Below are 15,291 nucleotides of genomic sequence, written 5' to 3'. Positions count from 1 at the left end.
TACTTCGGGGCCGTCCCTACGCCGGCCCATGAGTTCGGTACCCGCACGGAGCGATATCGACGAGGAGTACAAGTGGGACCTGGCGTCCCTCTACGCCGACGACGAGGCGTGGGAAGCCGCCTTCGAGGAGGCCGAGGAGCTGGTCGAAGACCTGGCCGCCTACGAGGGGCGGGCGACCGACGACGCCGCCACCCTCCGGGAGACGCTGGAAACGTACGAGGAGCTGATGCGGATCGTCTCGAACGTCTCCGCCTACGCCCGGATGCGTCGGGACGAGGACACGACCGACGACACCTACCAGGCGCTGACTGCTCGGTCGCAGTCACTGTCCTCCGACGCCAGTTCGGCCGCATCCTTCCTCGAACCCGAACTCCAGGCGCTGGACTGGGAGGAGATCGAGGCAATGATCGAGGCCGACCCGGCGCTTGCCGACTACGAACACTACTTCGACGACGTCCACCGGATGCGCGACCACACCCGCTCGGCCGAGGTCGAGAACCTGCTGGCCGAACTCGGGGAGGTGACCGGCGCGCCGGGCGAGGTCTACAACATGCTGGCCAACGCCGATATGGAGTTTCCTGCCGTGGAAGACCCCGACGGCGACCAGCAGCCCGTCACGCTCAACAACTTCACGACGCTGCAGAAACACCCCGACCGGGAGTTCCGCCGGCGGGTCTACGAGGCCTTCTACGACGAGTGGGAGACGGTGCGCAACGCCGTCGGGACGGCCTACAAGAACGCCGTCAAGGCCGATGTCAAACTCGCACAGGCCCGGGACTACGACACCGCACGCGAGGCCGCACTCGACGGCCCGAACGTTCCCGTGGAGGTGTACGACACGCTCGTCGACACCGTCCACGAGAACCTCGATACGCTCCATCACCACGCCGATCTCAAACGCGCGGCGATCGGGGCCGACGAACTCCGGATGTGGGACCTCTATACGCCGCTGGTCCAGGAGGAATCACCCGAAATCGAGTACGAACAGGCCTGTGAGTACGTCACCGAGGCCGTCGCGCCGCTGGGCCAGGACTACCAGTCCCGACTGGCCGAGGGGCTGGAGTCGCGGTGGGTCGACGTCTACGAGACCAAACACAAGCAGTCCGGCGCCTACTCCGGCGGGACCTACGACTCCCAGCCGTTCATCCTGATGAACTACCAGGACGACGTCGAGTCGATGTACACGCTGGCCCACGAACTGGGCCACTCGCTGCATTCGGAGTACACCAGCGAGGAGCAACCGTACGTCTACTCCGGCTACGAGATCTTCGTCGCCGAGGTCGCCAGTACGGTCAACGAGACGCTGCTGACCCACCACCTCTTAGAGACCGTCGAGGACGAGCGCCTGCGCCGGCACGTCCTCAACGAGTACCTCGAACGGTTCCGGTCGACACTGTACCGACAGACGATGTTCGCGGAGTTCGAGCACCGCACCCACGAGATGGTCGAGGCCGGCCAGCCGCTGACGCCGGATCGGCTCGACGACCTCTACGCCGACCTGAAAGGCGACTACTACGAGCCGGCGGTGCTCGACGACCGCATCGCTCGTGAGTGGATGCGCATTCCCCACTTCTACCGGGCGTTCTACGTCTATCAGTACGCGACCGGTATCTCCGCGGCGGTCGCCCTCGTCGACGGTATCCTGGAGGAGGGCGAACCGGCCGCACAGCGATATCTCGACTTCCTCCGCAGTGGCTCCCGACAGTATCCCCTCGAACTGTTGGGTGAGGCCGGCGTCGACATGGCTAGCCCCGAGCCGGTCCAGTCGGCGCTCGACACCTACAGCGAGTATCTCGACGAGTTCGAACGACTCCTGTAGGACCCAGCGCTCATAGCCGCTGGTGTGAATTCATCGCCGCAGTAGTCAGGTTCAGTCTGGAGACGTAACGTTCGCTACAGAATGGAAATACGTTGTTACTCGTATCTTCACAACAAACTTATAGGTACTGGTAGTATCAGGTAGGACATGGTAAATGGTTATAGATTAGCCATCGACCGGAGATGCACACCAGTCGTGGATGCTGAATACGACTTCGAAAGTAACAGATCTGCTGTAGAGGCGATTACAGTAGCGCTGGCGGACGCTGCAGGGGTCGATCCAGTTGATCTCCCACCGCTGTACGATTACGTTGATTCGGACGCACTCAATTCGCTGTTTGAGCGTTTCGAGAGGGGCAAAGACAGTGAAACTATCCTTAGTTTTCAGGTAGATACTTGGAACGTGTTCGTCCACTCCGACGGTCGTATCTCCATCTGTGATGCGACTCAGCCAACCGATCCCGAGCCAGTCTTTGAGTCGATCATCAGCTAGACCAGTCGACCGCTGTTTAGACCGCTGATTCATTCGCAAGCTTGCCGAGCGGCCATTTCACTCTCCCTAGTGACTACCGAACCAGTATTTACAGCGACAGATAGAACGCTCATCGCGATCTCCTCAGCGGTCAGTACAGCCACCAGTATGCGTGAACGCCCCCGCTACTCGCTTCGTTCGTTGAGGCAGGGGCCTTTACGCCCAAGACGTGCTCAGTCGTCGTCGGTAGCCCCCAAGAGCCCTATTGTCGGATCGCGCCCGAGAGGGCGGTTCCACGCCGTTCGAACCGGGATCGGGACGGACCACGAGGGGAGAATTCCGAAGTGAACCGCCGAAACCGGGATTTACACACGAATGTAGGGGGTAAAACGGCCGTTCTCACGCGACAAGAACCCCCGTAGAGTGTGGTGTGAGCGGCGTACACACGACTGTGATCGGGGGTTCGAGACAGCGCCCGTATCCCAAGAATATAGCCCACTGAAAGTCGGTGCCACCCGTCTGTAAATTCCAGACACGTCACCGGCGTTTGAACAGTGGGCAGGTATATATACACCTAATAATATGGCACATTCGATGCTTCGACACAGCAGACGTGGCATCGACGGATTCCAGGCAGTACAGCTACTCGAACCCGATGGCAACGTGAACTCGCCGACCGCGATCGAACCCGGCTCAACACACGGGGAGACGGTGGCCGGTCGAGACCCGTTCGCGGAGGCGACGTAGCGTGGCAGACCTCACGTTAGCACTGCTGGCGGTGCTCCCGCTGGCGGTCATCGGCGTGTTGATGGTCGGGTTGTACCAGCCGGCCACGCGGACGATGCCGATCGCGTGGGTGATCGCGGCCGTGGTCGCCTTCGTCGGGTGGGAGATGGCACCGCGGCTCATCGCCGCCGCGTCGATACGCGGCGCGCTGACGGCGACCCGGATACTCGTCATCGTGTTCGGGGCGATACTCCTGTTGTACACGCTCAAACAGTCCGGTGCGTTCGAGGTCATCAACGCGGGGTTCTCCTCGATCAGCGACGATCGGCGCGTCCAGGTGGTGTTGCTCTGTTTCCTGATGGGCTCGTTCATCGAGGGCGCGGCCGGCTTCGGGACCCCGGCGGCCATCGTCGGCCCGCTGCTGGTCGGGCTCGGCTTCCCGCCGCTGGCGGCAGTGGTCGTCGCGCTGACCGGGAACCTGCTCGCGATCACGTTCGGCGCAGTCGGGACGCCCCTGATCATCGGCCTCCGCGACGTGGTCTTCGCCGAGGGGACGGGGACAGCACAGCAGGTCGTCCAGCAGGGCGGCTTCGAGAGCGTTGGGGCCTACGTCGCCCAGATCGGCGTCTGGGCGGCGGTCATCCACGCGATCGTTGGGATCGCCGTTCCCTTCATCGGCGTCGCGATGATGACCCGCTTTTTCGGCGAGGAGCGGTCGATCAAACCCGCGCTGGAGGTACTCCCGCTGACGCTGTTTGCGTGGGCCGCCTTCGCGGTCCCGTACGTCGCGACGGCGGTTTTCCTCGGGCCGACGTTCCCGGCGCTGCTGGGTTCGATGGTCGGCCTGCTCGTCGTCACGACGACGCTGCGGGCGGGCTACTTCCTCCCGGACGAGGAGTGGGACTTCGGTCCCCAGGGCCAGTGGCCCGATCACTGGGTCGGGAGCGTCAAGCCCGGACAGGGCGTTGGAACCGGTGGTGGCACCAGCCGTGAGGGGACCGTCGCCGCGGACGGCGGCGTGGCCACGTTCGAGGACACCCACTCCCAGGACATGTCCCTGGGGATGGCGTGGCTGCCGTACGTCCTCGTGGCCGCACTGCTGGTCCTGACCCGCGTCGTCGGCCCGGTCCAGGAGTTCCTCTCGACGACCGGCGTGCTCGCCTGGAACAACATCCTGGGGACACCGTTCTCGGAGGGTGTGGAGCTGCTGTATCTCCCCGGGAGCCTCTTCGTCCTGGTGGCAGTCGTCACGTATGCGCTCCACGGGATGAACCGCGAGGAGGTCATGGATTCGTGGTCGGAAGCGGTCCGCAACATCGCACCGGCGGTCATCGCGCTGTGGTTCGCGGTCGCGACTGTGATGATCATGCAGCGGACCGGCAGCGCGGTGGTTCTGGAGGCGGCCCCGGTCGACTCCGGCATGCTCGGCCTGCTCTCGGAGATAACCGCGGACACGACAGGACAGCTGTTCCCGTTCTTCTCCGGGTTCATCGGCGCGTTCGGGGCCTTTATCGCCGGCTCGAACACGGTCAGTGACATCCTCTTCGGCCTCTTCCAGTTCCAGGCCGCACAGCAGATCGGCGCACCGACCCAGGTCGTCGTCGCGGCCCAGGCGGTCGGAGGGGCGTTCGGCAACCTCATCTCCATCCACAACGTGGTCGCCGCGCTCACCGTGGTAGGGCTCATCGGCGAGGAGGGACGTGTCATCCGGCTCGAACTGATCCCGGTGCTGTACTACGGCGTGTTCACCGGGATCGTGACGCTGATCCTCGCCTACGTCGTCGCGCCGGGAGCCTTCTAAACGACCGGGATTCCATTTTTATGGCATACGACTCACGACCCACCGAACGATCCGACCCGGCGACCGATCCGAGTGCGAACTACGACTACCGCGGCGGGGCGGAACATCGACCCGCCCTCGACGCGGCCCTGACGGCCCGCGTCGACGGCGATGTCCGCTTCGATACGTACACCCGCGAACTGTTCGCGACCGACGCCAGCGCGTACGAACAGCGCCCGATCGGCGTCGTCTCGCCGCGGTCGGTTGAGGATGTCGTCGCCGTCGTCGAGTACTGTGCCGAGCACGGGATTCCCGTGCTTCCCCGCGGCGGCGGCACCAGCCTCGCCGGCCAGGCGGTCAACGAGGCGGTCGTCCTGGATTTCAAACGCCACATGGACAGTGTCGTCTCGGTCGACCCGGAGGAGGGCCGCGCGAAAGCGGAGGCCGGCATCACGATCGCCCGGCTCAACGACCGTCTCGACCCCCACGGACTGAAGTTCGCACCGGACCCCGCCTGGGGGGACAAGAGCGTCCTCGGGGGTGCGATCGGCAACAACACCACGGGCGCTCACTCCCTGAAATACGGGAAGACGGACGCCTACATCGAGGAGTGCGAGGCCGTCCTCGCCGACGGGACACACACGACGTTTGGCTGGGTCAGCGTCGACGAACTCCAGCGACGGGCCAGGGAGGCAGACGAGGACAGCGATCTGGAGGGGCGAATCCACGCCGCAGTTGCGCGGATCCTCGTGGAGGACGCCGAGGAGATTGACGAGAAGTACCCCGATCTCAAGCGGAACGTCTCGGGGTACAACCTCGACGAACTCGTTGACACCGCCAGGGAACGCGGGGAGGTCAACCTCGCACGGCTGCTGGCCGGCAGCGAGGGGACGCTGGCGATCGTCACGTCGGCGACCGTCTCGCTCGAACCAGTCCCCCAGTCGACGGCCGTCGTGCTGTTGACCTACGACGATATCCTCGACGCGATGCGTGACGTGGCCCCGATCCTCGACCACGACCCCGCCGCCGTGGAGGTGATGGACGACACGCTCTTGGACCTCGCTGCGGACACCGCCGAGTTCGCCGACGTGGTCTCGCTGTTGCCGGAGGGAACCGACTCGACGCTCCTCGTGGAGTTCTACGCCGACTCCCCGGCGGACGCGGAGCGGAAGATCGCCGACCTGCTCGCTGACCGCCTCCCCGGGCATGAGGCGAGGGCCACCCCGACCGAGGGGGGCGGGGACGTGACAGCCGAGCCTATCCACGCCGTCGACGCGCTGGAGGCCTACGACGACGATCGACAGGCGAAGTTCTGGAAGATGCGCAAGGCCGGCCTCCCGATCTTGCTTTCCCGGACCGGCGACGACAAACACTGGCCGTTCGTCGAGGACACCGCGGTACCGGCCCGAAACCTCCCGGAGTACGTCGCCGACATCCAGGCGCTGCTCGACGAGCACGACACGTTCGCCTCCTACTACGCCCACGCCGGCCCCGGTGTCTTGCACATCCGGCCGTTGCTGAACCTCAAATCCCAGACCGGCATCGAGACGATGGAGGCCATCTCCGAGGGGATCACCGACCTCGTCATCGAGTACGAGGGGTCCGTGTCGGGCGAACACGGCGACGGCCGCGCGCGGACCCAGTGGAACCGGAAACTCTACGGCGAGGACCTCTGGGCGACGTTCCGGGAACTGAAAACGGCGTTCGACCCGGACTGGCTCCTCAATCCCGGCAACGTCTGTGGCGACCACGACCCCACCGAGACGCTCCGGTACGACGCCGAGTACACGTTCGACGCGGGGTTCGAACCCACGCTGAACTGGGACACCGAGAACGGGTTCCAGGGGATGGTCGAACTGTGTCACGGCTGTGCCGGCTGTACCGGCCATCAGGAGACGACCGGCGGCGTCATGTGTCCGACTTACCGAGCCAGTGAGGAGGAACTGACGAGTACCCGGGGCCGGGCGAACATGCTCCGGTCGGCGATGGACGGCGACCTGCCCGACGAACCGTTCGACGAGGAGTTCGTCACGGAGGTGCTGGACCTCTGTATCGGCTGTAAGGGATGCAAGAAAGACTGTCCGAGCGGCGTCGATATGGCGAAACTGAAAGCCGAAGTCGTCCACGAGCACCACCAGCGGGAGGGGCTCTCCCTGCGGGACAGACTGTTCGCCAACGTCGAGACGGTGCTCTCGCTGGGGAGTACGTTCGCCCCCGTCTCGAACTGGCTGATGGACCTCCCGGGGGCGGGACGGCTCGCCGAACGGACCGTCGGGATCAGCAGCGAGCGCACGCTCCCGGGGTTCCACCGGGCGACGTTCCGCGACTGGATGGACGAACGGGGCGGGTCACGTGTCGCCGAAGGTGATGCCGACAGGAAGGCGCTGGTCCTCGCGGACCCGTACACGGACTACTCCCACCCCGACGTGGGGAAAGCGACGGTCCGGGTACTGGAAGCGGCGGGCGTCCACGTCTCGGTCCCCGACGCCGTGACCGACAGCGGGCGTCCCGCCTTCTCCAAGAGCATGCTCGATCACGCCCGCGAAACCGCCCGCGAGAACGTCGCCGCGCTCGCCCCGCGGATACGGGAGGGGTGGGACGTCGTCGCCGTCGAGCCCTCGGACGCTGTCATGTACCAGTTGGACTACCGCGACCTGCTCTCGAACGACGACGCCGACACGGTCGCGACGAACACCTACGGTGTCTGTGAGTATCTCGACAGCCACCGCCTCCTCGACGGCGTCGAGTTCGGAGCGACCGAGAGGGCGCTGGCCTACCACGGCCACTGTCACCAGAAGGCCACGACGAAAGACCACCACGCGGTCGGCGTGTTGCGCCAGGCCGGCTACGACGTCGACCCGCTCGATTCGGGCTGTTGTGGCATGGCCGGCTCCTTCGGTTACGAGGCCGAACACTACTCGATGAGCGAGGCCATCGCCGGACTGTTGGTGGAGCAGATCGGGGACTCAGCCGCCCAGCAGGTGGTCGCTCCCGGAGCCTCCTGTCGGTCACAACTCGACGACTTCGGCGAGGACGGCGAGCCACCCCATCCCATCGAGATGGTCGCGGCGGCGCTCGCCTAGTCACCACCCGATCAGCTGACCGAGTCCGGTCCCCGCCCGTTGTCGGACGGTCACACCCCGTGTGTCGACCGTCGATTCCAGCGCCGCGGTGAAGGCGTCGGCGTCGAACTCCCCGTGAACCCGCATGGCGGTCGCCGTCCCGTCAGCGGACCGCACGACGACTTTCGGGCGGCCCAACCGTCCGCCTTCGTAGACGTCGACGCCCTCGACGTTCTCGTACCCGTGCGTCTCGACGGCCTCGGCGTCGTCGATCGCCGCGGCGACCCCCTCACTGGTGACCCGGTCTGCGAATGCCCGTGCCCGCCGCTTCGCCGATCCGATGGCGATATCGAACGGCGTCAGGTAGCCGTATTCGACGTATCTGACCGTCTCAGTACAGAAGAGGAGATCGAGCAGCCGGAGGGGGTAGGTCCCCCGCATCGCGAAATGGAGGTGGACCCGCAGTTCGTCGGTCACTTGAACCAGCCCCCGGCGACTCGTGCCCGCTCGACCGTCCCGCTGGCGGCGACTTTCGCGCGTCCGACGCGGTACATCGTATACAACTGGACGAGCGCGTAGCCGATCCAGAGAGCGTAGCCGCCCGCGGCGCTCCCGACTACCCCGGGACTGACGGCGAACACCTGCAAGCCGAACTGACTCGCCAGTCCCGTCCCGACCAGGCGGACGCTGAAGTAGCCGAAAAACGCCGCCGCGAGCCACATCGCGACGACGCGACCCCAGCCCGGCATGGTGTGTTCCGGGAGCCTGACGGTGTTGACCAGCTGGACGACGACGATGTACGGCCACATCATCAGCCCGGACATCGCCGCCCCGACGACGAGCAAGCCGAACGGGTCGTCGATGGCGATCGGGAACAGGAGGATGACGACGCCCCAGCCACAGAAGACGGTCAACAGCCCCCAGAACAGGCGGGGGAGACTCCAGCCGGCCTCCCGCCCGTACAGTTCGTAGATGATGTCGGAGCTGTTGCGGACGAACGACTCGACGATGGCGTACTCGGTCGTAAAGAGGGCCAGAAACAGCGTGACGTAGATGACCTCGGTGGTGAGACCGCCGGATGCCGGCGCGATCTGGACGAGCCACATGTCGACGGCCCCCAGCGCCGTCCCGGGTGCCAGCGACACCGCGATGACGACCAGCGCCGTGGTGACGACGAGCAGTCCCGAGAAGAACGTCAGCAGGTGTTCGAGCTGTGTCACCCGCCACCAGCCACGCCACCGTTCGAGGTTCGTCCTGTCGGGCGGGAACGTGAACCCGTTTTCGTGGACTGTCTCGGGGTCGTCGCCGGCGAACGGGTTCTTGATGCGCCCCTGGTACCGCCCCATCCCGTACCCCTTCTCCCGGATCCAGAGGCTCTGTGAGAGGTTGAGATACCCTCCGGCACCGGCGTAGGCTAAGGCCCCGACGAGGACGGCGATAGACCCGGTCGGGGCGCTTCTCCTGATCTCCGTCACACTGGTCGGGATACTGAACAGGACATCGACCGAGCCGACGAGCGCAAACAGGAGGAGCGTGAACACGATCGAGAGGCTCACCAGGACGATCTGTATTCGTTCGACCACGTTGTACATCAGCGGCGTCACCTGGTAGGTGATCCAGATGAACACCATCAGGACGATGCCGAACAGCCGCCAGCCGGCCAGTTGTACCCCACCGATGTCGTAGGTGCCGAGCGCGAGCCCCTCGGCGCCGATCTGTGCGGCGCTGGCCGCCCACCCGGGCCAGCCGAGGCTGACGAACCCGCCGACCAACATCGCCAGCGGGACGACCGGATGGACCCGCTCGAACGCACGGAAGATACTCTCCCCAGTTGCGAGCGTCCATCGCTGTATCTCCGTGTTGACGACGAACTGGATACAGACGGCCGCGACGAACAGCCAGTAGAGCCCCCAGCCGTACCGAGCCACCAGTTGTGGCCAGAACAGCGTCTCACCGCTCCCGATCGAGGCCCCAAGCATGATCGCGCTGGGGCCGACGATGTGCCGGAGTTTCGGGACCTTCGGGAGGTCCAGTTGCTTGAACCGGCCCCCGGTTCCGGGGTCCGGGGTATCGTCGGTGGCCGGCCCCGTTTCGAGGTTGTCGTAGGCGACAGGGGTGTACGTGGACATCAGGGACCGTTGCTCGTCGTCAGAGACGTACACGTCGGTCGACTGCCCATCCGCCCCGCCCGTTCCCGACATCGCTCACCCGCCGCCGTAGTGCCAGACGTGATCGCTGTCGCTCGCTATCTCGACGTCCGGGAGCGATTCGAGCGCGGGACCGATCGCGTCCCACCACTCGTCAGCCGTGGTGTACCCGGCGGGGTGTTCCGGGAACACGTCGTTGAGAAATGCCCCGTGGTCGGTGTCGGGATGCTCCCTGAGATAGTCGTAGGACGCCCTGAGCGCGTCGCGGCGCCGCTCCAACAGTTCGCCGCTCCCCGGGAGGTCCGCGTTCGCGATACTGATATCGACCAGCGGGTCCCGTGGCAGTTCCGCTGGCCCTTCGGGCTCCCGTCTCCGCGGGATCGGGACCCACCAGATGCGACTCCGTGCGCCGACTTTCCGAGTCTCCAAGGTTCCCTGTTCGACGAGTTCGTCCAGTTTGTCGTGGGCCGTCCGTCGGGAACAGCCCAGGGCCTCCATCACGTCGTTTGCGGTCAGCGGTTTGGCGAAGTCCCGCCGCCCTTCGAACACCGAGATGACACGCTCGGTAGTGAATGTAGCCGTGGACGGTGGCGAGTTCTCGTCACGCCCGTCGTCCGCGGAATTGCTCATATTCGATACTCACAGTCGTCTGTCTTATCAGTTATCCCAGTCTCTTTTAGATGGGAATCACTCCCCGACGGCACCCACATCTCGGTGAAACGAATCTGAGAGGCCGCTCCTACGACACGCTCTTGCCGAGTTATCGCTCCGCGACGACAATCTGCACTGTATCGCCGTCCTGCAGGACGTAGTCGGTCGAGACGGCCTCGTCGTTGACGGTCACGCTGATCTCGTAACCGTCGGCTTCGGTGTAGTTGGTGCCCTGGAACCGGACCGAGGAGCCGGTGACGCCGATCCCGAGCGTCTCCATCCCGTAGTCGAGGGTCACGCCGGTCGCGTGGGCGTGCCAGCGGCCGTCACCCTCGAAGTGGAACCGATCGTCCCGGAGCTGGTACTGTTCCTGTGTGAAATCGACGCGATCGCCGAGGACGCTCATTTGGATCGTTCCGTGGTAGTGGGCGCTGCCGGCCGGCCCGATCTCGCTGCCGCTGCCGCCGACCGATAGGAGCAAGACGCCGCCGAGGAGCGCGACGACTCCCACTGCGACACCTGCGACGGCGAGTTGGCCGGTCGGGAGGCCGCCGTCGCCCTCGTCACCCCCGATACGGCGGCTGTCGATCGGACCGAGTTCTCCCTGGTGGGCGTCCTCCAGGTGCGCGAGATACGCGTCCTCGCCGTCGAAGGATTCCTCGCAGTAGTCACACTCAGGCATCGACGCTCACCTCTCTCCGTGATACGTGTCGGCGTGTTCGGAGACGCCCCCGAACCAGTGACGGACGAATCTCCGCGGAGGGTTCACACATAGGCACGGGTAGTCGGCCCCTGTATATCAATGACGCGTGTGGTGGTACTGACTCCGGACAGGCCCGTTACTGGGAACCGGTTTCGGGTACCGTGGAGCGCCGACCCGGATGGTTACGTCGACCTATCGTCCGATGAGTGACCCAAAGGCCCTTTGTATACCAGCGCCGTAGTACCGGATATTCAAATGTCGCGCAGTCCTTCGCTTCCGGAACGACCACGGTTGGATCTCGACCCCGATATGACTCCCGACGAGCGGTTGGCCGCGCTCAGGGAGCACTTCGTCGATATCGTCCGTGTCAACGAACAGCTCACCGAACAACTCGAAAGCGCTCGGGGTCGACAACAGGACCTGACGAGCCAGGTCGATCAGCTCGAACGGGAAAACGAGACGCTCAAGACCTCCTCGCTGTACATCGCGACCGCCGAGGAGATGCTCGACGACGGCGTCGTCGTCAAGCAACACGGCAACAACCAGGAGGTACTGACGGAGGTTTCCCCCTCGATCCGTGAGGAGATGGAGGCCGGCGACCGCGTCGCGATCAACGACTCCTTCTCGGTCAAGCAGATCCTCGATCCGGAGACCGACTCCCGCGCGCAAGCGATGGAGGTCGACGGCTCGCCCGATGTCTCCTACGACGACATCGGCGGCCTCGAAGAGCAGATCCGCGAGGTCCGGGAAGCCGTCGAGGAACCGCTGATCAACGCCGAACAGTTCCGCGAGATCGGCATCGAACCGCCGAGCGGCGTCCTGTTGCACGGCCCGCCCGGGACCGGGAAGACGATGCTCGCGAAAGCCGTCGCCAACGAGACCGACGCGACGTTCATCAAGATGGCCGGCTCCGAACTCGTCCGGAAGTTCATCGGTGAGGGCGCACGCCTGGTGCGGGACCTGTTCGAACTCGCCAGCGAGCGCCAACCGGCGATCATCTTCATCGACGAGATCGACGCCATCGCCGCCAAACGAACGGAGTCGAAGACCTCCGGCGACGCCGAGGTCCAGCGGACGATGATGCAACTGCTCTCGGAGATGGACGGCTTCGACGACCGCGGCGAGATCCGCATCATCGCCGCCACCAACCGCTTCGACATGCTCGACCGGGCGATCCTCCGGCCCGGCCGCTTCGACCGCCTCATCGAAGTTCCCAACCCGAACCACGAGGGCCGCGAGCGCATCCTGGAGATCCACACCGAGGAGATGAGCCTGGCCGACAGCGTCGACCTGGGCGCGTTCGCCCAGGAGACAGACGGCCTCTCTGGCGCCGAACTGGCTTCCCTGGCTACCGAGGCCGGGATGTTCGCCATCCGCGACGGCCGGACGACCGTCGAACAGCGCGACTTCCATGAGGCCTTAGCGAAGATCTCACAGGACGAAGAGACGGGGAGCGGCCCCGTCGCGTTCGCCTGACCACTTTTTACTTCGGGAGGTGTCCTCGCTCGCGTTGCTCGCTGCGGGCACCCCCCCGTTGCAAAAATTTGGGGAAAAACAGCCGGCCGCTCACTGCTCACGGCTTCGCCGTTCGCTCTCGCGGTCGCAAGCGACCGCGCACCGTTCGCGTCCGGGGAAACCGCGCTTCCGGCGCGGTATGCTCCGTACAGCCTGGCGTTCCCCGGGTTCTCACGGTTCCACCGCGTGGTTCGGGAGACCCCCGGTCTCCCGGCACGCGGCGCCGCTTACTCCCGTTCCGGTCCGCCCCCACTCGATTTAAGCCGCGCCGTCCGGTAGCGGTGGCATGGACGAGACCGGACAGACGCGGCGGGCGTTCCTCGCGGGCGTGGGAACGGCTGTCGCGGGGTCGCTCGCGGGCTGTCAGGGGAGCTTCGACCCGCTGGCCTCGACCGCACTCGACGAACACGCCTCGACGCAGTTCCGGCAGGGCCTGCTGAACCAGGGGTACCGCGACGTTACGCTCCCGCGCGCTGTCGAGAAGGCGTGGGAACTGCCGGCCAACCGGGGCGACCACACCGCCGCGAAGGGGAGCCCGGTGTTCGACCCGGCGGGTAACGTCGTCCTCGCGGACGACACCGGCCGGATTCGCTCCCTGACACCCGACGGCGAGGTCCGGTGGGCGACGACGTTCACGCAGGCCGGCCGTGGGAGCCACGGGACGCCGGCCATCGCCAACGGGACGGCCTACATCGGCGCCTACGACGGCGCGGTGTCGGCTATCGACCTGGAGACCGGTCGCCGGCAGTGGCGCACGAGCCTCGGCGACGCCATCGGCGCGAGTCCGACCTACTACAACGGGACGCTGTACGTCGCGATCGAACACGCCGCCCCCAGCGGGAGCGTCGCCGCGGTCGACGCTGCCACCGGCGACGTTCACTGGCGGGACTCGCGGCCGACCCACCACCCCCACTCGACGGTCACCATCGACCGCGAGCGAGGGCGCCTGCTCTTCGGGTCGAACGACGGCCACTGCTACGCCTGGACGTTCCCGGGGCTCGAACGGGCCTGGAGATACGACACCGGCGCGGAGATCAAAGCGCCCGTCGCCGTCGCCGACGGCGTGGCGGTCGTCCCCTCGTGGTCCGAGACGGTGACGGGGCTGGATGTCGAGGACGGGAGCGAGGTCTGGACGTTCGAGACTGACCAGGACGTGATGTGTGCGCCGGCGATCCGGGATGGCACCGTCTTCGTCGGGAGCCACGACCACCACCTCTACGCGATCGACCTCCAGAGCGGTCAGGAGGAGTGGGCGCTCGACGCCGGCGGCTGGCTCATCGGCAGCGCGGTCGCCACGAGGGATCACGTCCTCGTCGGGTCCTACGACACGACCCTCTACGCCGTCGAGCGGGCGACCGGCGACGTGGCCTGGACGGTCGGCAACCGCGGCCACGTGACGAGTGCGCCGCTGGTGACCGATTCGGCGGTCTACTACGCCGAGCGGGCCGTCGAGGGCGAGGCCGACCGGCCCGGAATGTGTTACAAACTGACAGCGATGGGCTGAAGCGAAACCCCTTACCGCCCGGCCGGCCGAACGACGGGTATGAGTACCATCCGGGTCGCGTGGGGGACCGCGACCGGGCCGACGGCGCTCTCGTCGTACGACGCGGCCCTGGCCGAGGCCGGCGTCCACAACTACAACCTCGTGACGCTCTCGTCGGTCATCCCGGCGGGACCGGCAATCGAGGTCGTCGGGGAGGTACCGGCGCTGGGTCCCCCGGGCGAGGCACTGGAGGTCGTCCAGTCGGCGGCGACGGCCGCTCCCGGCGAGCGCGTCGCGGCCGGCATCGGCTGGGCGCGTACCGCCGACGGCCCGGGCATCTTCTACGAAGTCGACGGCGAGGACCCCGACGCGGTCCGCTCGGAGATCCGCGAGGGACTGGCCGCCGGGCGGGACCTGCGGGAGTGGGAGTTCGTTGAGGAGGAGGTCGTCGTCCGCTCGGTCGAGCCGACCGAGACACACGCGAGCGCGGTCGTGCTGGCGACCTACGGCGAGAGCCGGCCAGTCGTGTGAGAGTCAGGAGGTTTTTATCACCTGCTCTCCTATCCCTGCAGGAACGTCCATGTATGGCAACACGCCGTTCGGTGGGGACACCGAGACGGTGACGCTGACGACCGAACAGCGCCATCGGCTGCGGGAGGACCTCGCCAACGTCGCCGCCCGAACACGCGAACTGCTCCCCGGCGAGTTCGTCGTCGGCTCCGAGATCAGCAACGGACAGGCCGGCCCACGAGCACGGATCGCCGTCCAGCCGCCGGTCGGCTCCGTGGTCAGCGCCGATTACTCCCCTGACAACCCCGACGAGGTCGCGATCAGCGACACCGAACGGGACGAACTCGCCCGCGGAATCGCCGCCTCCGCCGCGCTCCAAGTCAAGCAGGTGATGGGCAACGACGACACGCCCACGGCACAGTAG

At 66.0% G+C, this 15,291-nt stretch carries 13 protein-coding genes; 9 read left to right on the top strand and 4 right to left on the bottom strand.

Going from position 1 to position 15,291, the window contains the following annotated elements; translation table 11 throughout:
• Positions 1 to 28: 28 nt before the first annotated feature.
• The 5 genes from pepF to VJ109_RS05790 all read left to right on the top strand — a co-directional run bounded on the left by pepF (position 29) and on the right by VJ109_RS05790 (position 7,879).
• Entirely contained in the window at positions 29 to 1,819 is a 1,791-nt protein-coding gene (gene pepF, locus VJ109_RS05810; RefSeq protein WP_324759768.1) for an oligoendopeptidase F, read from the top strand.
• Between the two features lie 147 nt (positions 1,820 to 1,966).
• A complete protein-coding gene (locus VJ109_RS05805; protein WP_324759767.1) occupies positions 1,967 to 2,311 on the top strand; it encodes a HalOD1 output domain-containing protein in 345 nt (114 codons plus the stop codon).
• 573 nt (positions 2,312 to 2,884) lie between these two features.
• Positions 2,885 to 3,037, top strand: a complete 153-nt coding sequence (locus tag VJ109_RS05800; RefSeq protein ID WP_324759765.1) for a hypothetical protein — start codon at positions 2,885 to 2,887, stop codon at positions 3,035 to 3,037.
• Positions 3,038 to 3,098: 61 nt separating this feature from the next.
• The gene (locus tag VJ109_RS05795) at positions 3,099 to 4,817 is read left to right on the top strand and encodes an L-lactate permease (RefSeq protein ID WP_434737289.1); all 1,719 of its coding nucleotides are present in this window, start codon (positions 3,099 to 3,101) and stop codon (positions 4,815 to 4,817) included.
• Between the two features lie 20 nt (positions 4,818 to 4,837).
• On the top strand, positions 4,838 to 7,879 hold the full coding sequence (locus tag VJ109_RS05790; RefSeq protein WP_324759762.1) for an FAD-binding and (Fe-S)-binding domain-containing protein: 3,042 nt from the start codon (positions 4,838 to 4,840) through the stop codon (positions 7,877 to 7,879).
• On the opposite strand, the gene VJ109_RS05785 is transcribed toward VJ109_RS05790, so the two are convergent.
• The 4 genes from VJ109_RS05785 to VJ109_RS05770 form a co-directional block, all read right to left on the bottom strand.
• The gene (locus tag VJ109_RS05785; RefSeq protein WP_324759761.1) at positions 7,880 to 8,335 is read right to left on the bottom strand and encodes a hypothetical protein; all 456 of its coding nucleotides are present in this window, start codon (positions 8,333 to 8,335) and stop codon (positions 7,880 to 7,882) included. It abuts the gene before it with no gap.
• A complete protein-coding gene (locus tag VJ109_RS05780) occupies positions 8,332 to 10,059 on the bottom strand; it encodes an Nramp family divalent metal transporter (RefSeq protein WP_324759759.1) in 1,728 nt (575 codons plus the stop codon). Before VJ109_RS05780 ends, VJ109_RS05785 begins: the two co-directional genes overlap by 4 nt.
• A gap of 3 nt (positions 10,060 to 10,062) precedes the next feature.
• Complete coding sequence (locus VJ109_RS05775) at positions 10,063 to 10,635, bottom strand: helix-turn-helix domain-containing protein (protein WP_324759757.1); 573 nt, start codon at positions 10,633 to 10,635, stop codon at positions 10,063 to 10,065.
• Positions 10,636 to 10,765: 130 nt separating this feature from the next.
• Positions 10,766 to 11,338 carry a hypothetical protein gene (locus tag VJ109_RS05770; RefSeq protein WP_324759755.1) on the bottom strand — a complete coding sequence of 191 codons (573 nt, stop codon included), beginning with the start codon at positions 11,336 to 11,338 and terminating at the stop codon, positions 10,766 to 10,768.
• Between the two features lie 276 nt (positions 11,339 to 11,614).
• On the opposite strand from VJ109_RS05770, the gene pan2 reads away from it, so the two are divergent.
• The 4 genes from pan2 (at position 11,615) to VJ109_RS05750 (ending at position 15,291) form a co-directional block, all read left to right on the top strand.
• The gene (gene pan2 / locus VJ109_RS05765; RefSeq protein ID WP_324759754.1) at positions 11,615 to 12,835 is read left to right on the top strand and encodes a proteasome-activating nucleotidase Pan2; all 1,221 of its coding nucleotides are present in this window, start codon (positions 11,615 to 11,617) and stop codon (positions 12,833 to 12,835) included.
• 325 nt (positions 12,836 to 13,160) lie between these two features.
• Positions 13,161 to 14,378, top strand: coding sequence for a PQQ-binding-like beta-propeller repeat protein (locus VJ109_RS05760; protein ID WP_324759752.1), 1,218 nt, complete (start codon positions 13,161 to 13,163; stop codon positions 14,376 to 14,378).
• Positions 14,379 to 14,417: 39 nt separating this feature from the next.
• Positions 14,418 to 14,888 carry a pyruvoyl-dependent arginine decarboxylase gene (locus VJ109_RS05755; RefSeq protein WP_324759751.1) on the top strand — a complete coding sequence of 157 codons (471 nt, stop codon included), beginning with the start codon at positions 14,418 to 14,420 and terminating at the stop codon, positions 14,886 to 14,888.
• Between the two features lie 49 nt (positions 14,889 to 14,937).
• Positions 14,938 to 15,291 carry a DUF5811 family protein gene (locus VJ109_RS05750; protein ID WP_276179506.1) on the top strand — a complete coding sequence of 118 codons (354 nt, stop codon included), beginning with the start codon at positions 14,938 to 14,940 and terminating at the stop codon, positions 15,289 to 15,291.

Source organism: Haloarcula montana (assembly GCF_035666295.1).
Lineage (GTDB): Archaea > Halobacteriota > Halobacteria > Halobacteriales > Haloarculaceae > Haloarcula > Haloarcula montana.
Note: the sequence above shows the minus strand (reverse complement) of the source record. Positions and strands in the feature narration are given on the sequence as shown.